Origin of the sequence: Pseudochryseolinea flava (genome assembly GCF_003286915.1) — a bacterium.
Lineage (GTDB): Bacteria > Bacteroidota > Bacteroidia > Cytophagales > Cyclobacteriaceae > Ohtaekwangia > Ohtaekwangia flava.
On record NZ_QMFY01000004.1, the window covers coordinates 406127 to 426171 of the forward strand.

General features: G+C 44.2%; 18 protein-coding genes. 13 read left to right on the forward strand and 5 right to left on the reverse strand.

What is annotated here, in order from left to right; genetic code table 11:
* Nucleotides 1-61: 61 nt before the first annotated feature.
* A complete protein-coding gene (locus DQQ10_RS11130; protein ID WP_112746935.1) occupies nucleotides 62-1426 on the forward strand; it encodes a sodium-dependent transporter in 1365 nt (454 codons plus the stop codon).
* A 67-nt stretch (nucleotides 1427-1493) separates the two neighbouring features.
* On the opposite strand, the gene DQQ10_RS11135 is transcribed toward DQQ10_RS11130, so the two are convergent.
* Entirely contained in the window at nucleotides 1494-1934 is a 441-nt protein-coding gene (locus tag DQQ10_RS11135) for a tellurite resistance TerB family protein (RefSeq protein WP_112746936.1), read from the reverse strand.
* Nucleotides 1935-2000: 66 nt separating this feature from the next.
* Nucleotides 2001-3683 (reverse strand): AMP-binding protein, encoded by a 1683-nt coding sequence (locus DQQ10_RS11140; RefSeq protein WP_112746937.1) that lies wholly within the window; start codon nucleotides 3681-3683, stop codon nucleotides 2001-2003.
* 1123 nt (nucleotides 3684-4806) lie between these two features.
* On the opposite strand from DQQ10_RS11140, the gene DQQ10_RS11150 reads away from it, so the two are divergent.
* From DQQ10_RS11150 to DQQ10_RS11185, 8 genes are all read left to right on the forward strand, one after another.
* A complete protein-coding gene (locus tag DQQ10_RS11150) occupies nucleotides 4807-5271 on the forward strand; it encodes an Lrp/AsnC ligand binding domain-containing protein (protein ID WP_112746939.1) in 465 nt (154 codons plus the stop codon).
* Nucleotides 5272-5372: 101 nt separating this feature from the next.
* Nucleotides 5373-6818 (forward strand): Fe-S cluster assembly protein SufB, encoded by a 1446-nt coding sequence (gene sufB / locus DQQ10_RS11155; RefSeq protein WP_112746940.1) that lies wholly within the window; start codon nucleotides 5373-5375, stop codon nucleotides 6816-6818.
* A 63-nt stretch (nucleotides 6819-6881) separates the two neighbouring features.
* On the forward strand, nucleotides 6882-7637 hold the full coding sequence (gene sufC / locus DQQ10_RS11160; protein ID WP_112746941.1) for a Fe-S cluster assembly ATPase SufC: 756 nt from the start codon (nucleotides 6882-6884) through the stop codon (nucleotides 7635-7637).
* A gap of 12 nt (nucleotides 7638-7649) precedes the next feature.
* Complete coding sequence (sufD, locus tag DQQ10_RS11165; RefSeq protein WP_112746942.1) at nucleotides 7650-8966, forward strand: Fe-S cluster assembly protein SufD; 1317 nt, start codon at nucleotides 7650-7652, stop codon at nucleotides 8964-8966.
* Nucleotide 8967: 1 nt separating this feature from the next.
* Nucleotides 8968-10218, forward strand: coding sequence for a cysteine desulfurase (locus tag DQQ10_RS11170; protein WP_112746943.1), 1251 nt, complete (start codon nucleotides 8968-8970; stop codon nucleotides 10216-10218).
* Nucleotides 10215-10649, forward strand: coding sequence for a SufE family protein (locus tag DQQ10_RS11175; protein ID WP_112746944.1), 435 nt, complete (start codon nucleotides 10215-10217; stop codon nucleotides 10647-10649). The genes DQQ10_RS11170 and DQQ10_RS11175 overlap by 4 nt, the downstream gene beginning before the upstream one ends.
* Nucleotides 10646-10999 carry a DUF59 domain-containing protein gene (locus DQQ10_RS11180; protein WP_112746945.1) on the forward strand — a complete coding sequence of 118 codons (354 nt, stop codon included), beginning with the start codon at nucleotides 10646-10648 and terminating at the stop codon, nucleotides 10997-10999. Before DQQ10_RS11175 ends, DQQ10_RS11180 begins: the two co-directional genes overlap by 4 nt.
* 31 nt (nucleotides 11000-11030) lie before the next feature.
* Nucleotides 11031-11444, forward strand: a complete 414-nt coding sequence (locus DQQ10_RS11185) for a BrxA/BrxB family bacilliredoxin (RefSeq protein WP_112746946.1) — start codon at nucleotides 11031-11033, stop codon at nucleotides 11442-11444.
* Nucleotides 11445-11558: 114 nt separating this feature from the next.
* Here DQQ10_RS11185 and DQQ10_RS11190 read toward each other — a convergent pair whose 3' ends face one another.
* From DQQ10_RS11190 to DQQ10_RS11200, 3 genes are read right to left on the reverse strand one after another with little or no spacing between them, the layout of a single operon-like run.
* Complete coding sequence (locus DQQ10_RS11190) at nucleotides 11559-13148, reverse strand: Na+/H+ antiporter (protein ID WP_112746947.1); 1590 nt, start codon at nucleotides 13146-13148, stop codon at nucleotides 11559-11561.
* 29 nt (nucleotides 13149-13177) lie between these two features.
* Nucleotides 13178-14098: an NAD-dependent epimerase/dehydratase family protein gene (locus DQQ10_RS11195; RefSeq protein WP_112746948.1), complete on the reverse strand. Its 921-nt coding sequence runs from the start codon at nucleotides 14096-14098 to the stop codon at nucleotides 13178-13180.
* A 9-nt stretch (nucleotides 14099-14107) separates the two neighbouring features.
* Nucleotides 14108-14764 (reverse strand): phosphoadenylyl-sulfate reductase, encoded by a 657-nt coding sequence (locus DQQ10_RS11200; protein WP_112746949.1) that lies wholly within the window; start codon nucleotides 14762-14764, stop codon nucleotides 14108-14110.
* Nucleotides 14765-15378: 614 nt separating this feature from the next.
* On the opposite strand from DQQ10_RS11200, the gene DQQ10_RS11205 reads away from it, so the two are divergent.
* The 4 genes from DQQ10_RS11205 to DQQ10_RS11220 all read left to right on the forward strand — a co-directional run bounded on the left by DQQ10_RS11205 (nucleotide 15379) and on the right by DQQ10_RS11220 (nucleotide 19677).
* The gene (locus DQQ10_RS11205) at nucleotides 15379-15786 is read left to right on the forward strand and encodes a 6-pyruvoyl trahydropterin synthase family protein (RefSeq protein ID WP_112746950.1); all 408 of its coding nucleotides are present in this window, start codon (nucleotides 15379-15381) and stop codon (nucleotides 15784-15786) included.
* Nucleotides 15749-16432, forward strand: coding sequence for a GTP cyclohydrolase I FolE (folE, locus tag DQQ10_RS11210; protein ID WP_112746951.1), 684 nt, complete (start codon nucleotides 15749-15751; stop codon nucleotides 16430-16432). The genes DQQ10_RS11205 and folE overlap by 38 nt, the downstream gene beginning before the upstream one ends.
* A gap of 71 nt (nucleotides 16433-16503) precedes the next feature.
* Nucleotides 16504-17061 (forward strand): MarR family winged helix-turn-helix transcriptional regulator, encoded by a 558-nt coding sequence (locus tag DQQ10_RS11215; RefSeq protein ID WP_245970378.1) that lies wholly within the window; start codon nucleotides 16504-16506, stop codon nucleotides 17059-17061.
* 12 nt (nucleotides 17062-17073) lie between these two features.
* On the forward strand, nucleotides 17074-19677 hold the full coding sequence (locus DQQ10_RS11220) for an aconitate hydratase (protein ID WP_165823897.1): 2604 nt from the start codon (nucleotides 17074-17076) through the stop codon (nucleotides 19675-19677).
* The last annotated feature ends 368 nt before the right edge of the window (nucleotides 19678-20045 follow it).

The following is a 20045-nucleotide window of genomic DNA, read 5'->3' on the forward strand; positions in this document are numbered from 1 at the left end:
CGTTTTAAAGAAAATATAGTTTTGCATGTGCTTTTATTGCTATCATTATATAAAATGAGCAATGGCAAACCGCGGTAACTTCACCGGCAAACTAGGTTTTATCCTGGCAGCAACAGGCTCTGCCATAGGACTTAGCAACATTTGGAGGTTTCCGTACCTCGCAGGGCAAAACGGCGGCGCTGTATTCTTGATCATTTACCTCGCCTGTATTTTTCTGTTTTGTTTTCCGGTGATGATCGGCGAAATCGCCATAGGCCGTGCCGCCACAAGCGACGCGTATGGAGCATACACCAAGCTCGGTAATAAACGTTGGGGATGGGTTGGATTGGGTGGCGTCATCAGCGGAATTTTAATATTATCATACTACAACGTTGTCGCCGGATGGACACTGGGCTACTTCATTGAAGTTTGCTTCAACAATCTTCTTCAACAACCTGATTATAAATCACACTTCTTTTCGTTCATCAGCAAAGCGAGTACGAATATCGCCTGTGCATTTATATTTCTCTTCATTACAGCCTTTGCTGTAAGCCGTGGAATTCATCACGGTATCGAACGCGCCAATCGGATTCTCATGCCTGCACTATTGGTCATCCTCATCGGATTGATTGCCTATAGTCTTATGCTTCCTGGTGCTATGCAAGGTGTCAAATTCTATCTCATCCCGGATTTTAGTAAAGTCAACGCACAAACGATTTATGATGCCTTGCGACTATCATTCTTTACGCTGTCACTCGGCATTGGCGGATTGATGACGTATGGATCCTACGTATCGAAGACTGACAACCTCATATACGCATCATCCATCATTACATGGGCTGATACTATCATTGCATTCTTGGCTGGGCTGATGATATTCCCACTTGTCTTTTCTGCTGGTGTATCGCCTGCAGAAGGACCTGCTCTTGTATTTATTGTGATGCCTGAGATCTTTCACAACATGGGGCCGGTGATTGGTAAGGTCGTTGGAAGTGCCTTCTTCCTTCTTCTTGCATTCGCCGCGTTGCCGTCGTGCATTTCACTCTTGGAATTACCTGCGGCATACTTCATCGATCAGAAAAAATTACCACGACAGGTCGTTGTATGGTTATTGGCAATCGTCATTTTTCTATTGGGAATCCCAACCATTCTTAGTCAAGGCGCAAGTGAAACGTTCACCAAACTTTCGTTTTATAAGAACAAAGATTTTCTCACGTTCATCGCCGATATCACGGATGTCAGTCTCACGGTAGGCGGTTGCCTGATGTGCCTCTTTATTGCTCATCGATGGAAAATAGCCAAGCTGGACCAAGAATTAAAACAAGGCAATGAACACTATATGAAATCAGTCACGAGAAAGTATATCAATTTCTCTATCGTATATGTATGCCCTGTGATGCTTGGAATTCTATCCGTTCTGATACTGATCGATAAAATCCTTTCTTGAAGTCTATGGAATAAAAAAAGGGTACACGGTTGTGCTACCCTTTTATAAAAAATGATTAAGCCACTGACTATTTCTTCTTCGTGGTATATTTTTCCAAAGCTTCTGCTTTGATTTCATCCCATTCTTCAGGCGGAGGTGGAGTACCGCGCTCAAACTCAGACAGAAGCCAGTTGACCAAGCCTTTCTTCATGCCGAACTGTTTTACAGCTTCTTCGCAGAATTCAATTTCATGATCGTCAACAACATCATCCGCATATACCATCAACACAAGATCGTACAGCAGATTCATTTTGTCGTTGTGGTTGTCCGGAACAATCACTTCATATTTTTCATCGCTATCGATGAGCAGTTTAACCTGACGATCTTTCAAGCCATAACGCTTGCCAATCCTGTAAAGCAACTTCTCTTCTTTCTCGTGCATGTGTCCATCGACCTTTGCCAAAGCCAGCAAATTTCGAATATGGTTTTTCTTGTACGATAGATATTGATGCTCAAAGAATCCTATCATGCTGCGTTCGTTAAGTTAGGTCTTGAATTTAAGGGCGATTATTACCGTTGTCAATAGTTGGCGTCTTTAATTTACAGTAGCTTTTTGAGCTTGTTCTTCTTTCAATGCCCTGCGTAGTATTTTCCCCACGTTCGTCTTTGGAAGTTCTGTTCTAAATTCGATGTGTTTCGGAATTTTATAGTTGGTAAAGTTCTCGTGAAAGAATTGCTTCAATTCAGCTTCCGACAAACTCTGCTCCTTCTTCACGATAAATACTTTAATCACTTCGCCCGACTTGGAGTCTGGAACGCCAATCGCAGCAACCTCCAATACTTTTGGATGTCCAGCGATAACATTTTCAATCTCGTTAGGAAACACATTGAAGCCTGATACCTTGATCATATCCTTCTTGCGATCGACGATCTTAAAGTATCCGTCTTCATCCATTTTACCAATGTCACCCGTGCGAAACCATTCATTGTGAAAAAACACGCCTTCATTATCTTTTCGCCAATAGCCCGACATTACTTGCGGGCCGCGCGCACATATCTCTCCAGTTTCTCCTAGTGGAAGTTGATTTCCATTGTCATCAAAAATCGCTACTTCTGTGCTTGGCATCGGCAACCCGATCGTGCCAAGTCTATGCTTTCCATGCAGCGGATTGCAACACAGTACAGGTGATGTCTCACTAAGACCGTAGCCTTCTACCAATGGCTTGCCCGTTACTTCCTCCCAACGTTTAGCCACCACATCTTGTACAGCCATTCCTCCCCCGACAGCACCTTTGAGCGAAGAGAAGTCTAAGTTCTTAAAATCAGGATTATTGAGCAGACCATTGAACAATGTATTTACACCGGTGATGATGGTGAACTTATGTTTTCCAAGTTCCTTCACAAATCCTTTCATGTCACGCGGGTTGGTGATCAACACACTTTTCACACCCGTACTAAACATCAACATTCCATTCACAGTCAATGCAAAGATGTGATACATCGGAATCGCCGTAATGATAATATCATTGCCTGTGGCGCTCATGTAAGGTTTAAACCATTCAACGATCATGGAGTTATGAGCGACAATATTACCATGCGACAATTGTGCTCCTTTTGAAATTCCCGTTGTTCCACCCGTGTATTGAAGTACAGCAATATCCTTATTGGTAACCGGTACCGGTGTTAACTTCAGCCCCTTACCTTTCTTAAGTGCCGCTTTGAAAGGAACCATGGACGGTAGACTAAAAGGAGGCACCATCTTCTTAATGTGTTTTACCACCATGTTTACCAGCGTACCCTTGAATCCACCAAGCATATCACCGAGTTCAGTCACAATAATGTGCTTGATTGACGTATTGGCCACAATCTTCTCAAGGTTGCAAGCGAAGTTCGCAACGATAACGATCGCCGATACTTCCGCGTCTTTAAACTGATGCTCCATCTCACGCGGCGTATAAAGCGGATTCGTATTCACGACGATAAGTCCCGCGCGAAGTGCGCCGAAAAATGCAACGGGGAACTGAAGCAGATTGGGCATTTGAATCGCTATGCGATCACCTTTTTTTAAGCCGAGACTTTGAAGATAAGCTGCAAAATCGCGAGCGAGTGTATCTACTTCGCCATACGTCATATCCTTACCCATGTTGGTGAATGCAACACGGTCTTTGTACTTGGTACAGCTTTTATCGAAGAGATCAACTAAAGAATTGTAATCGTAAAGATGAATTTCGTGCGGTGTTCCTGCGGGATAATTCTTGAACCAAGGAAACTCTTTCATGGTATTGATGGACTAGTATTCGTTTACCCAAAGCAAACGATTGTTTACCATCAAATCAAATGAGAAAATTTATATTTTGTGCAATACAATAAGTTTTGGATGCCGTTACCTGTGATGACAGGTGTTGTTCACGATTAGCGACGAGTTGGGTTTTGCATGCCTACTAACTACTAACCGATAACGATTAACGACGAAGCGAAGCGCGTAAAAAGAAAAAACCCGACCCCAACGTCATCGGGGTACGGGTAGCTCTGAATAACTCATTAACCTAAACTGAGCTGCTGTAGGGGAAGGACTCGAACCTCCAAGGAGCGGTTAGGCTCTGACCTGATCCTTGTCCTGACTAATTCCGGGACAAGGATCGGGGCGCATTGCTTTATTCCGTAAACCTCCACCCCCGAGACCGGAGGGCTTGTCTGCCAATTTCAACACCCTACAATGTGTGTTTTCTTTAATTCATTGCTTGTCTGCCATCCCGATAACTATCGGGATCAACACCCTACAATGTGTTTTATTTAAAGCATCGAACGACTTTCGATTACTGTGCTGTAGCGGAAGGATTCGAACCTCCAAGGAGCGGTTAGGCTTTGTCCTGATCCTCATCTGAATTACTTCACGATAAGGATCAGGGTTCATTGCTTTGTTCCGTGAACCTCCACCCCCGAGACCGGAGGGCATGTCTGCCAGTTTCATCACACTACAATGTGTATTTTCAATATTTCAATTCCCTTGCGGGATGAAGTCTGGTCGTTAACCAGACTCCTTCGCTGTAGGGGAAGGACTCGAACCTCCAAGGAGCGGTTAGGTCGCCAAAGGCTGGACTTTATCCCGAACTCTCCACCCCCGAGACCGGAGGGCTTGTCTGCCAATTTCAACACCCTACAATGTGTTGTTTTATATAAAATCATTGCTTGTCTGCCATCCCGATAGTTATCGGGATCAACACCCTACAATGTGTGTTATATTTGTCGTCTCAAATTCACTTTCGAAGAACGTCTGGTTGTGAATTATGCAACAAAGTAACACCGAAACTGGTAGCACAATCAATAAAACTTCAAAACAATTGCATACTTTTCAAAAATGTTTCATATTTTTGAATTATGCTTAAAACTAAAATTTAGCTATGGCTGAAAATTATAAAGTTGATAATGTAGACCTCAAAATTCTTGAGATTTTGATGCAGGACGCCAAAAAGCCTTATACGGAAGTCGCTAAAAAGGCATTTGTATCGGGAGGGACTGTTCACGTTCGAATGAATAAACTCGAAGAAGCCGGCATCGTCGAAAAAACTACCCTTAAAGTTAACTACGCAAAGCTCGGATACGACATCACCGCGTTCATCGGCATCTTCCTCCAGAAAAGCGCACTATACGATCAGGTAATGGCGAAACTGAAGTCTATCCCCGAGATCACAAGCATTCACTATACGACCGGGAATTATAGCATGTTCGTAAAGATTCATTGCAAGGACACCAACCACCTCAAACTTGTTCTACACGACAAAATTCAGCAAGTGGAAGGCATCGAACGCACGGAGACCATGATTTCCCTTGAAGAAAGCTTGGACAGAAGCCTTAACCTAACGTAATCAATCGTTATAGCGGAAAATCAGAAGCCACGGAGAACCTAAAAGTGGCTTTTTTGTTATAATTTTGTATTTGTTTAAAACGAGTCTAAATAGACTACTTAATGAGTAAGGACAACCAGGTATTGGAAGAGCTCACCTCAAAAGAGTATGAGCATGGGTGGACAACAAACATTGAAACCGAATCGGCTCCTAAAGGCCTTAATGAAGACATTATCCGGTTTATTTCTTCAAAAAAGAATGAACCAGAATGGCTCCTCGAATGGCGTTTAAAGGCCTATCAACAATGGACAAAAATGGTTGAGCCTAAATGGCCGAACGTCACCTACCCTGCTATTAACTACCAGGATGTAATCTATTATTCGGCGCCCAAACAGTCGGCGAAGGCAAAAAGTCTTGAAGAGGTTGACCCCGAATTGATCAAGACCTTTGAAAAGCTCGGCATATCCCTTACGGAACAAAAACGTCTCACCGGTGTTGCTGTTGATGCCGTTATTGACAGCGTGTCTGTTGCGACTACATTCAAAGAAACACTCGGTGAACTCGGCATCATCTTCTGCTCCTTCAGTGAAGCTGTGCAGAAGCATCCCGAATTGATCAAAAAATATATGGGATCGGTAGTCCCGGTCAATGACAACTACTTCGCAGCACTAAACTCGGCTGTGTTTACCGACGGATCATTCTGCTACATTCCAAAAGGCGTTCGTTGCCCGATGGAATTATCAACCTACTTCCGCATCAATGCTGCCAACACTGGTCAGTTCGAAAGAACCTTGATCGTAGCTGACGAGGGCTCCTATGTGAGTTACCTCGAAGGCTGTACAGCACCAATGCGTGATGAAAATCAATTACACGCTGCTGTAGTTGAGATTTACGCCATGAAGGATGCAACCGTGAAATACTCTACGGTGCAGAATTGGTATCCTGGCGATAAAGAAGGCAAAGGAGGTATCTATAACTTTGTGACCAAGCGTGGCCTTTGCGCAGGCGATGGCTCTAAAATTTCTTGGACGCAAGTTGAAACTGGTTCAGCCATCACGTGGAAGTATCCATCTTGCATATTGAAAGGCGATAACTCGATGGGTGAATTTTACTCCGTTGCTGTGACAAACAACTATCAGCAAGCGGATACTGGCACCAAGATGATCCACATTGGTAAGAACACAAAATCAAGGATCGTATCAAAAGGTATCTCTGCGGGACACTCTCAAAATAGTTACCGCGGACAAGTTCATATCATGAAACGCGCAGAAGGAGCACGTAACTTTTCACAGTGCGATTCCCTTCTGATGGGCGACAAATGTGGTGCGCATACCTTCCCTTACATTGACGTAGAAAATAGCTCTGCGAAAATAGAACACGAAGCTACAACATCGAAGATTGGTGAAGATCAGATATTCTACTGCTTACAACGTGGTATCGACGAAGAATCTGCTGTTGCTTTGATTGTGAACGGCTACGCAAAAGAAGTTCTAAATCAACTGCCGATGGAGTTCGCTGTAGAAGCACAAAAACTCTTAGCGCTCACCCTCGAAGGAAGCGTAGGATAACGAAAGAAAACTCGGCCGACTCAACAGTCGGCCTTTACATGAATAACCCGGAAAGAAAGTAGTATGTTAAGCATCAAGAATCTCCAAGCGAAGATTGCAGATAATCAAATTTTAAAAGGTATCAACCTTGAAGTGAAGGCAGGCGAAGTACACGCCATCATGGGACCTAACGGCTCAGGCAAAAGTACGCTCGCATCAGTATTGGCGGGTCGCGAAGAATTTGAAGTAACAGGTGGTGAAGTGGATTTCCTTGGAAAAGATCTTCTCGAACTATCACCGGAAGACAGAGCGCGTGAAGGGATCTTCTTGGCTTTTCAATATCCAGTCGAAATACCAGGCGTAAGCACAATCAACTTCATGAAGACTGCACTTAACCAAGTGCGCGAACACCGTGGCCAACCTACGTTAGATGCGGTTTCCTTCCTGAGCTTGATGCGTGAGAAAATGAAATTGGTCGAGATCGATCAATCGCTTCTTAACCGCGCACTCAATGAAGGATTTTCCGGCGGCGAGAAAAAACGCAATGAGATCTTCCAGATGGCAATGCTTGAACCGAAACTCGCCATCCTCGACGAAACAGATTCAGGTCTCGACATCGATGCACTTCGTATCGTTGCCAATGGCGTGAACAAACTACGTTCAAAGAATAATGCGACGATCGTCGTAACGCACTATCAAAGACTTTTAGATTATATCGTTCCTGATTTTGTTCACGTGCTTTACAAAGGAAAGATTGTGAAGAGTGGAACAAAGGAACTCGCACTCGAGCTTGAAGCGAAGGGTTACGACTGGATTAAGGAACAAGTGGAGGTAGCTTAACTGACCCAGCGCATGAGCACAATCGCGACAGAAAAACCACTTACAACCGATATTACTGCCTGGATTGAAAGCAACCTTTCAACGACAGGACTAGTACAAGATCTCCGTAAGGAAGGCCTCTCCTATTTTCAGCAACTAGGAATTCCGGCAAACAAAGCGGAAGAATACAAGTTCACGCCTATTGCGAGACTTCTTGAAAAGAACTTTAATTTTTCAACACGTAACGCTGAAGCAAAGTCTATAGATATCAACCATTATGCAATCCCCGGTTTGGATGCAAATGTATTGGTATTTGTAAACGGCGTTTATGCGGCGCAGTATTCAAAGATCATTTCGCCTGCTACTGAGGTCACCATTCTCCCCCTTCGGGAAGCGATCGACACCAAGAAGGATTTGATACTAGTCCATTTGGGCAAACACGCCGATCATAAAGCAGATGCGCTCACGGCCTGGAACACAGCCTCTTGGTCTGATGGTGTATTCATTCACGTTGGTAAGAACACCATCGTAGAAAAACCTATCGTGCTTTACCACATCCATGATGTACGCGAAGGTCAAACCATCACACACCACCGTAATTTGTTCATCGTCGAACAAAGTGCAGAAGTTACCGTGATTGAGAAATTTGATTCTGAAGGCACTGGAAATGGTTTCTCTAATGTTGTCACTGAAGGTGTGGTGGCCGAGAATGCAGGACTCAATCTTTATGAGATTCAGAACGATGGTGGCGCGCGTTATCACTACAACCATATTCACATGACGCAGGCTAACGCTAGCCGTGTGAACACATTCACTTTTTCGTTAGATGGAAAATTGATTCGCAATAACCTTCAGCTCTGTTTAGATGGTGAAGGTATCGAATCGCACATGTACGGATTGTATGCATTAACAGGAGACACGCTTGCCGACAACCACACGGTAGTAGATCACAGAAAACCTAATTCATTCAGCAATGAATTGTACAAAGGTATCCTTGATGGACAATCAAAAGGTGTGTTTAACGGAAAGATATTCGTGCGCCCTAACGCACAAAAGACAAACGCCTTTCAAGCAAACAGAAATATTCTTCTCACAGACAAAGCAACCGTGAACACGAAGCCACAGCTCGAGATATGGGCCGATGACGTGAAGTGCTCCCACGGTTGTACTACAGGACAATTAGACGAAGAAGCTGTTTTCTACCTTCAGGCTCGTGGTATCAGTAAAGAAACTGCACGTGCCATGATGTTATACGCCTTTGCCGGAGAAGTATTGGATGCGATTAAACATCCAGTAATTAAAGAATACATCGATACGATCATTAGCGAACGCTTACATAAAAATTTCTAACATGACGACCTCCTCTCCTGCATTCACCGGTGTCATCGACGTTGAGAAGATCAGGAAAGAATTCCCAATCCTTCATCAACAAGTGAATGGCCGGGATTTGGTTTATTTTGATAGTGCGGCGACGTCACAAAAGCCTCAACGAGTAATCAACGCCCTTGTTGATTATTACAGTGGCTTCAATGCAAACATTCACCGCGGTATTCACACGCTTGCTGAAAAAGCAACGCGTGCATACGAAGACACGAGACTTACTGCGCAGAAATTCATCAACGCAGCGTCTGACACAGAAATCATTTTCACGCGCGGTGTTACTGAAGGCATTAACTTGGTTGCATCTTCTTATGGAAAAGCATTCCTTCAACCTGGCGATGAAGTAATCATTTCTGGTTTGGAACACCATTCGAATATCGTCCCGTGGCAATTGATCTGCGAAGAGAAGAAAGCCGTATTGAAAGTAATCCCAGTATCTGACCAGGGAGAACTTCAAATTGACGCCTATCTAAAACTTCTATCGCCAAAAACCAAAATCGTCGCTGTCAACCACGCATCGAATAGCCTTGGTACCATCAATCCTATTAAGGAAATCATTGCCGCTGCCCATCGCGTTGGAGCGGTTGTTTTGATCGACGGCGCACAAGCTGGATCTCACCTTGAAATTGATGTGCAAGACCTGGATTGCGACTTCTATTGTCTCTCCGCCCATAAGATGTACGGACCGACTGGCGTTGGCATTCTTTATGGGAAGAAATCTATTCTAGAAGCGATGCCTCCTTATCACGGCGGAGGAGAAATGATCAAAGAAGTAACATTTGAAAAAACGACCTATAACGATCTGCCTTACAAGTTTGAAGCAGGAACACCTAACATCGGAGACGTTGTTGCTTTCAAGCATGCCATGGACTTCATTACCGAACTCGGTAAAGAGAATATCGCCACCTATGAACATGACTTACTTGTTTACGCTACCGAAAAGGTTTCAAAACTCAAGTCAGTAAGACTGATTGGAACTGCGAAAGATAAAGTGGGTGTTCTATCATTCGTCGTTGACGGGATACACCATTTTGATATTGGCCAGATGCTTGATGCCCGCGGCATTGCTGTGCGCACTGGGCACCATTGTACACAGCCCTTGATGACACAATATTGCATTGAAGGAACTGTTCGTGCATCATTTTCAGTTTATAATACAAAGAAGGAAGTTGACCAACTCGTCGAAGGACTCGAGCGGGTCATTAACTTCATGAAACCATGAGTGTTAACGAAATACAGGACGAAATCATCAGCGAATTTGCTTTGCTCGACGGCGATATGGAGATGACAGTTTTCTATATCATGGAACTCGGTCAAAAACTTCCAGAGATGCCCGAAGCTGACAAAACTGATGATAACGTTGTAAAAGGTTGTCAATCGAAAGTTTGGCTTACGGCGAAGATGAACGACAACAAACTCTTTTTTACAGCCGACAGCAATACGGCCATTACGAAAGGACTTGTTAGCTTGCTCGCCAGAATATTCAACGGACAATCACCCGACGATATCCTAGGCGCTGACCTCTACTTCATGAAAAAGATCAACATGGACCGGTTCATCGGAACACAACGTTCTAACGGATTCGCCGCGATGATCAAACAAATGAAACTCTACGCGCTGGCATTCAAAACAAAACTAGAAGTAAAGTCATGAGCGATTCTGCAGAAAATATTGAAGTGAAAGTTGAAGGAGGCGCAGTGTCGGATCTCAAAGACAAAGTGCTTGCCGCCATCAAAACAGTTTACGATCCTGAAATTCCTGTTGACATTTATGAACTCGGACTCATCTATGAGATGAATGTCTATCCCGTCAACAACGTGTATGTACTCATGACCTTGACTTCACCCTCATGTCCATCCGCCGAAGTAATCCCTTCCGAAGTGGAGCAAAAGCTGAAAGCCATTGACGGTGTTCAGGACGTGAAAGTTGAATTGACCTTTGACCCGCCCTACTCTCAAGATATGATGAGCGAGGCAGCAAAGTTGGAACTTGGATTCTTATAATTTGTTATACATAGACTAATACATTAATAATATGTACCCTGAACAACTTGTTGCGCCTATGCGCACGGAATTGACAAGCGCCGGTTTTACAGAACTTAAAACATCGGCCGACGTCGATACTTATTTGAAAAACGAAGGCACCATTCTCTTGGTGATCAACTCGGTGTGCGGATGTGCTGCTGGTGCTGCTCGTCCAGGTGTAAAATGGGCGTTACAAAACAGCGCTAAGAAGCCTAGCAAATTGGCTACGGTCTTCGCTGGTGTTGACAAAGAAGCCGTTTCGAAAGCGCGTGAGTATACACTTCCATATCCGCCATCATCGCCAGCGATCGCGCTGTTCAAAGATGGTGAATTGGTTCACTTCGTAGAAAGACATCATATCGAAGGAAGAAATGCGCAGATGATCGGAAACCACCTCGTGGAAGTTTTTGACGAATTCTGTTAATCATTCATGAATCACCGACATCTGTCGGGATTGACATAAAAAAAGAGGGTCACCATGATCCTCTTTTTTATTATAACATATTCAGCGCGAAAACTCAAGCGCACCATGAGCGGGTCACATTCGCTGCTCCAACATGAGCCGTGTTTCTTCTAAGTCAAGCTCGTACTCAATCTTCCGGAGCACTTCGTCATTGATCGTCCCTTTGTTTCTAAGCGCAATAACATCGCGACGCTCTTTCTCTAAAATCTCTTGCTGAATGCGATGGAATTCTTTTACCTGAACTGACCCGACCGTCAAATCATCTGGCAGCCCTTTGCGTAGTCGCTGGATTCGGATTTCGTATTTCGTCTTGATTTGGTTCAAAGCTTCATCGCTCAAAGAAAGTGAATACGCTTCTTCAATATGCTCAATCACACCGGAGGCTAATTGCAATCTCGCCTCCTTTTCAGAACGGTGTTCGCTGCCATCCGATTTTATTCCAAGCCAGTTGATCAGCGGTCGTAACGTTAGGCCTTGTAAAATCAACGTTGAAAAAATCACACAGAAGGTAAGGAAGATGATCAAGTCGCGATTGGGAAATGGAACACCTTCACGAATCGTTAATGGCAACGCCAGCGCTGCGGCTAATGACACTACGCCTCTCATGCCAGACCATGCAACGATAGTGACTAATCGTGGGCTAGGCCGCGCCTCGGTTTCTCTGATTTTCTTACTCAACAGCCGTGGCAAATATGTTCCGGGAAACACCCAGATAATTCGACCGATGATCACCGCAAGACTGACAACACCTCCATACACCAGCAGTGCCGTCGGCGGAAGTCCCTTTATATTCCCCATGATTTGGTTAAGCTGCAGTCCGATTAAGATGAAGACCAGACCGTTCAATAAAAAGATGATTGTGTTCCACGCGCCGGTAGCCTGAAGTCGTGTTTGCTTTGAAAAGATCAAACTAGAATTCCTGCTAAGGTATAGACCAGCCGTTACCACAGCCAGTACACCCGACATATGAATTGCTTCTGCCGACAAGTACGCAACATACGGTGCCAGTAGCGTGAGCGTTGTGTCGTTGGTTGGATTGTCAGGCGTAATCTTATGAATCCACTTGAATATGTATCCAACAACTAAGCCGATCAATATTCCGACAAAGGCAACGAGAATGAATTTTAATCCCGCATCGAGTATGCTGAATGTACCGGTAACCACCGCAGCGATTGCATAGCGATAGGCGATCAAGCCCGTTGCGTCGTTCACCAAACTTTCTCCTTCCAATATCGCTGTTACACGTTTCGGGAGATCTAACCCTTTGGTTGCCGATGTCGCCGCCACAGCATCGGGAGGAGAAATGATCGCGCCAAGCACAAATGCTTCTGCCCACCCAAGGCCATGAATAAACGTGTGCGCTATCCATGCTACCGCACAGGTGGTGAAGATTACACATCCAATGGCCAACATTGTGATGGGTCGTTTCGCTTTCTTAAAATCCGACCATGATGTTGCCCATGCAGCCTCATATAATATCGGCGGGAGAAACACCAAGAAGATGATCTCCGGATCCATATTAATACTAGGCAAGCCCGGAAAAAGTCCGATACCGATTCCTGTCAAAACGAGCAAGATCGGATACGGTATTTTAATCTTATCAGTAATCTCCGCGAGCGCGGTGATCACTGCAAGCAAAATAATAACGAGGGCAATGTTTTGCATGCCTTGAAGATATTGCGATTAGAGTTTACCTAAAAGCTAAATTTTCCGAGAAACTCAGATAACTCGTCCTTGAATGATTTCGTGCTTGAAATCTCCAACGCCTTATTTACTTCCTCATTCGGTTTGACATTCAGCTGCGATAAGCTCAAATGTTGATTGATAAAAATGAATTCTAAGGAGGGAACTAATTCCTTGAGTGTGTCGAGGATGTCGATGACCTTGATATTTTTATCCACAAGGTTATACGTTCCACTGGCCAGCGACGCGTGCGCAAGATTCGCTAAACCTTTCGCCAGCAGGTCGACATGGATGAAAGCGCGTGACTGCTTTCCATTTCCTTGGATCGTGACCATGTTTGTGAAGTTAGCGTCAAACACAAACTTGTTGATCACAGCGTCAAAGCGCATGCTTTTACTATACCCGTATGTATTACCGCATCGCATAATGTATGTGTCGATCTTGGTCGACAATCTGCGAACGTGTTCTTCCCCCCTAACCTTCGAAATAGCGTAAAGTGTTTGAGGATTCGGCTCCGATTGTTCATCAACGGGTTCAGCCGCAAATCCATAAACGCCCGTACTACTGGCATAAATGAATCGCTTCACTTGACTCTCCTCGACTGCATAAACCAATTCGGCGGTACCCCAGTGGTTCACTTGTTCATAGGTATGCGCCTCAGCGTTTGCAAAAGGCGTCTTGACCATGGCCGCCAAGTGATACACCACATCGACACCTTTCAGCACTTTTCGAAGGGCACGCGAATCGAGCAATTCACCTTTTACAAATTTCACCTTCTCGTGCTGTTGGAGACGGCTGCCTAAAAAAACATTATAGTTGGGACGACTAAGATTGTCATATACTATTACCTGATCAACTTGAGGGTCTGTGACGAGCAAACTGATCAGTTCGGTGCCTATGTAACCAGCACCACCGGTAACGAAAACTTTCATTCTATAATTTTACTTGTTAACTAAATCGGTGTTAAGACCGCATTCTACTTTATTAAGACCAAACCAGCGTGCCTCCCGCTCTTGCATTTCAGGGTCCAATTTACGGGTACATGGTTCACATCCGATACTGAGATATCCCTTTTCTTCCAGCGGATGTTTGGGTAATTGATGTTCTTTCTGATACTGCCAGATCATCTTCGGATTCCAATCCAACATCGGATGAAAACGAAGACAGCCGTGCTTTGCAGGTTGTTCTATTTTCATCGCCGCCCTCACCGCACTTTGATCTGCACGAACACCATTAATCCACACATCATGCGACAAGAGGATTGCATCCATGGGCTGAGTTTTATTTAAGTGGCAGCAATGGTCAGGGTCGGAAGTGAAGAGTAGCCGGCCATCATAATCGCGCTGCATGAACTTGGGAACATCCGACTTCACGTCGATGGTATTCAAGCCGAAACGCTCAGTAATCTCATCCCTAAACTTCATCGTTTCAGGAAAATGATACCCCGTGTTGATGAAGTAAACCGGTATTGTGCGGTCGATGCGGCTTAGGATATGGACCAGGACAAGACTGTGTGACTGGAAGGAGGAAGTCGTAAAAAGGGACTTTCCTTCGTCTTTATAGGCTTTTAGCTTTGCTTCAATTTCCTCGAATTTCATGCAACTTATCGATTAAGTAAGTCATTTTAACTGCCTAATAATCAACACAGAATAATATGACTTGTAAATTTAAACTTTTAGTACGTATCTTCAGGCACTGAAAACCTCAAAACACTTTTAATCTTGAATCCCAAATATCGCTTACTTTTAGCAGTGTTACTTACGCTGGTCGCGATTTTAAGTCAGGTTATGCAAATGCAAACGACCGACGAAGTCGAAAAAGTTCATTCACCTACTGTGATTGCACATTCAGCAACTGAGTAATCCCGCTTTATCGCTATCATCTGAGCTTATGGAACAAACTATAAGCCGTGATGTAATGCGTGCGCTCCATCGTAGTACCCGACAGGCAGACTTCTTCCACCTTAGCAACGGCTTGGACGGAGACCCCACTGTAGGAGGGCTAAACTTCACTTCCCTTTCACTCCTTAATCGCCTCATTATCAATTTTGCTAAACCTCTGCGGTGAAAGTATTTTCTGGTTATGACGGATCACAAAAAATGAAGAACCTTCACGAAGGCTCTCAACCCACAACTGCTGCCCTTCTTAACTAAAGCGACGAGATTGTCGGCAGTTTGAACCTTTTAGATTGAATCCTGTTTACCTTTAGAACATGAAAGTTAAAGTCTCTCGCAAAGAGCATTTCAATGCCGCCCATCGTTTATTCAACCCTGCCTGGACTGCGGAAGAAAACATGAAGGTTTTTGGAAAGTGTAGCAACCCGAATTATCACGGCCATAACTATGAACTTGTGGTTAGTGTGACAGGGCTACCCGATCCGAATACCGGTTATGTGTACGACATGAAAGTGTTAAGCGACATTATTAAAGACAATGTTCTCCGGAAGTTTGACCACCGGAATTTAAACTTGGACATCGCCGAGTTTAACGGAGTCAATCCTACGGCCGAGAACATCGCCGCGGTGATTTGGAAAATCTTGCGAGAGAAGATAGACACGAATTTAGAACTGAAAATAACCTTGTATGAGACAGAAAGAAATTTCGTTGAATATCCAGCCTGAGCCAGATGAGTTTGGTGACGACCACCATGGATCATCTGCCGCCGACACTCCCCTAAGGCCGGATGCCTTTGAGATGGACGACGAGGTTAAGATCGAAAAAATCGAGAAGCACTTTCGTGAGATCATGCACATCCTTGGTCTCGACCTAAATGACGACAGCCTCAATGGAACACCACGTCGTGTGGCCAAGATGTTTGTGAAAGAGGTCTTCAGCGGCCTTAATCCGAAGAACCGCCCGCATGCGCGCCTGTTTGAAAACAAATACAATTACGATCAGATGTTAGTCGAGAAGGACATCACGTTCTACTCGCACTGCGAACATCATTTCGTACCGATTTATGGCAAAGCACATGTTGCATATTTCTCGTCGGGAAAAGTGATTGGACTTTCGAAGATCAATCGGATCGTGCAATACTTTTCAAAGCGCCCACAGGTACAAGAGCGATTAACGGTTCAGATTGGAAAAGAATTAGAACGCATCCTCCAAACAGAAGATGTTGGCGTTGTGCTTGATGCAAACCATATGTGTGTTGCATCTCGCGGCGTGGGCGATACGAATAGCAAGACCGGGACGGCATACTTCTCTGGTAAGTTCAAAGACGAGAACATCAAGCGTGAGTTTTTGAACTACATTAACAGCAAATAGACGTCGACATCCGTTGATAGACTCTTTAGACTGCTGATAAATTGGGATTTCTTTATTAATAATATCAATAAATGGCTATTTTGGACCCCGAAACCAAGATAGCCATTTTCATTATGTCGCTTGAGCATGATATCGGTCAGAAAGATTTTCGATCTGAATATCACAAAGCTGTTCTCAATATATTACATACCCACTATTACTTAGTGGATAGAATGAACGACCTTTTCAAGAAGTACGACATTACCCGTCAGCAATATAATGTACTTCGCATTTTGAGAGGTCAACTCCCGGGATCAGCTTCTGTTAACTTGATTCGTGATCGGATGCTCGACAAAATGTCGGACGCCTCAAGAATCGTTGAACGGTTGCGTATTAAGGATTACGTAACCCGCGACTATTCTGAGAACGACAAACGCCGCGTTGATGTGAAGATCACCGATAAAGGACTTGAACTACTAACGATGATGCAGACTGAAGTTGATGGTTTTGATGACTTTGTTCGCGCGCTCTCTGAGGAGGAGACCAAACAACTGAATGCATTACTTGATAAACTCAGATCTTCTGGATCACGGAAGTCTACCGACGCTTCATCAGAAGCCGATAAAATTACTACTTTAGCATCTCTTTAAATTTTAACTTTTATGGTATTTGATTTAGACATGATTAAGGCTTTATACAAGCAAATGCCTTCGCGCATTGCCAAAGCCCGAAAATTGGTTAACCGTCCGCTTACCCTCTCTGAAAAAATTCTCTATTCTCACCTTCACACTGATCAGAAGTTGGAGAACTTCGGCAGAGGTAAATCTTACGTAGACTTCGCTCCGGACCGCGTTGCCATGCAAGATGCAACTGCTCAAATGGCATTGCTTCAGTTCATGTCTGCTGGTCGTCCAAAAGTAGCGGTTCCTTCGACCGTACATTGCGACCACTTGATCGTTGCTAAAACGGGCGCCGCTGATGACCTCAAGGTTGCCTCAACAGAAAGCAAAGAAGTATTCGACTTCCTCGCGTCTGTCTCTAATAAATATGGTATCGGATTCTGGAGACCTGGTGCAGGTATCATTCACCAAGTGGTGCTTGAAAACTATGCCTTCCCTGGTGGTATGATGATCGGTACCGACTCTCACACCGTGAATGCTGGCGGTCTCGGAATGGTTGCCATCGGTGTTGGTGGTGCTGATGCCGTTGACGTTATGTCGGGCATGGCGTGGGAGTTGAAGTTCCCGAAACTCATCGGCGTGAAGTTAACGGGTAAGTTGAATGGCTGGGCTTCTGCGAAAGATGTGATCTTGAAAGTTGCCGGGATCCTCACCGTGAAAGGAGGAACTGGCGCTATCGTGGAATACTTCGGCGAAGGTGCTGAAGCGTTAAGCTGCACTGGTAAAGGAACAATTTGTAACATGGGTGCAGAAGTTGGCGCTACAACTTCAACTTTTGGTTATGATGAAAGCATGGCACGTTACCTTGAATCAACAGGTCGCGCAGAAGTTGCTAAGCTTGCCAATGCCGTTAAAGAACACCTCACGGCTGACCCTGAAGTTTATGCAAACCCTGAAGAATATTTCGATCAAGTAGTCGAGATCAACCTCTCTGAATTGGAACCACACTTGAATGGTCCATTCACACCAGATCTTGCTACACCAATTTCTAAAATCAAAGAAGAAGCTGAACGCAACGGATGGCCTACTAAAGTTGAAGTAGGTTTGATCGGTTCATGTACGAACTCTTCGTATGAAGATATTGCTCGCGCAGCAAGCTTAGCAAAACAAGTAGCGGAAAAAGGACTTAAGACAAAAGCGGAGTTCACCATTACACCAGGTTCCGAACTCGTTCGCTATACCATCGAACGCGACGGATTCATTAGCACATTCGACAAAATCGGTGCTAAAGTATTCGCCAATGCTTGCGGACCTTGTATCGGTATGTGGAATCGTATGGGTGCAGATAAGAAAGAGAAAAATACCATCGTTCACTCCTTCAACCGTAACTTCCAATCACGTAACGACGGTAACCCGAACACATTTGCGTTTGTTGCTTCCCCGGAATTAACAACAGCATTGGCGATCGCCGGCGACCTCACGTTCAACCCTGCAACAGATTACCTCACAAACGAGCAAGGCGAACAAGTGAAACTCGACCCTCCTACTGGTGACGAGCTTCCTAAAAAAGGCTTCGATGTAAAAGATCCAGGATACAATGCTCCAGCGAAAGATGGTAGCAAAGTGGTGGTAAAAGTCAATCCTACTTCAGACCGTCTTCAACTCCTTGATCCATTCAAGCCATGGGAAGGCACAGACCTTAAAGGACTTCGCCTCCTCATCAAAGCAAAAGGAAAATGTACTACTGACCACATCTCGATGGCCGGTAAGTGGTTAAAATACCGTGGTCACCTAGACAATATTTCTAACAACTTGTTGATTGGTGCTACAAACTTCTACAACGAAAAGATCAACGCCGTAAAAAACACACTCACTGGCGAATACAATGAAGTTCCAAATGTTCAGCGTGCTTACAAAGCACAAGGCATTGGATCAATTGTAGTGGGTGATGAAAACTACGGAGAAGGTTCATCACGCGAGCATGCTGCGATGGAACCACGTCATCTCGGCGTGCGTGCAATACTCGTGAAGTCATTCGCACGTATTCACGAGACAAACTTGAAGAAGCAAGGTATGCTCGGTTTGACTTTCGCAAACAAAGAAGATTACAACAAGATTCAAGAGGATGATATCATCGATATCGTAGGCTTAACTGAATTTGCACCAGAGAAACCGCTTACAATAGTGTTGAATCACAAAGATGGATCACAAGATTCTATCCTTGTAAATCATACTTACAATGCAGGTCAAATCGAATGGTTCAAAGCAGGTTCTGCCTTGAACTTGATGGCGGCCAAATTCAAAGCTGAAGCTTCGCCGGTTAAAACACTTGTGAAAAACGTTGTGAAGAAGGTTGTTAAAGCAATCAGCAAAGTAACAGCACCGAAGCAAGATGCTAAGAAAGCTAAGCCTGCTTCAAAAGTTCCAGCGAAGAAGAAGGTTGTTGCCAAAGCAGCACCGAAGAAAGCAGTGAAGAAGGTTGCTAAAAAAGCTGTTAAGAAAGCGGTTGCTAAAAAAGCCGCACCTAAGAAAGCTGTTAAAAAATCAGTCGCTAAAAAGGCGGCAGCAAAAAGACCGGTGAAAAAGGTTGTTGCTAAAAAAGTAGCATCTTCTCCGAAGAAAGCTGCGAAGAAGAAAAAGAAGTAAGATCTTTTTAATCTATAAAACGAAGGCTATCCAAATGGGTAGCCTTTTGTTTTTGGAGGTTAGTTAATCGTTAATCGTTAATCGTTAATCGTTAATCGTTAATCGTTAATCGTTAATCGTTAATCGTTAATCGTTAATCGTTAATCGTTAAGGGCATCTCTAAAAACCCGATTTTGGAGATGCTTTGTTTTTTTTATCATTTTTAGAGGCATCATCCGTACGGTTTTTATGTCGACGTTGATTTTTTTCTCCTCTATAGGAGGATTCTTGCCCTCATCGAGCGGATATCTACCTTTTTAGACTAACGTTCAGTTGAGTTAGCCTGAATAAATTGTATGTGATGTTCATTAAACCAATTGAAGTCTCGA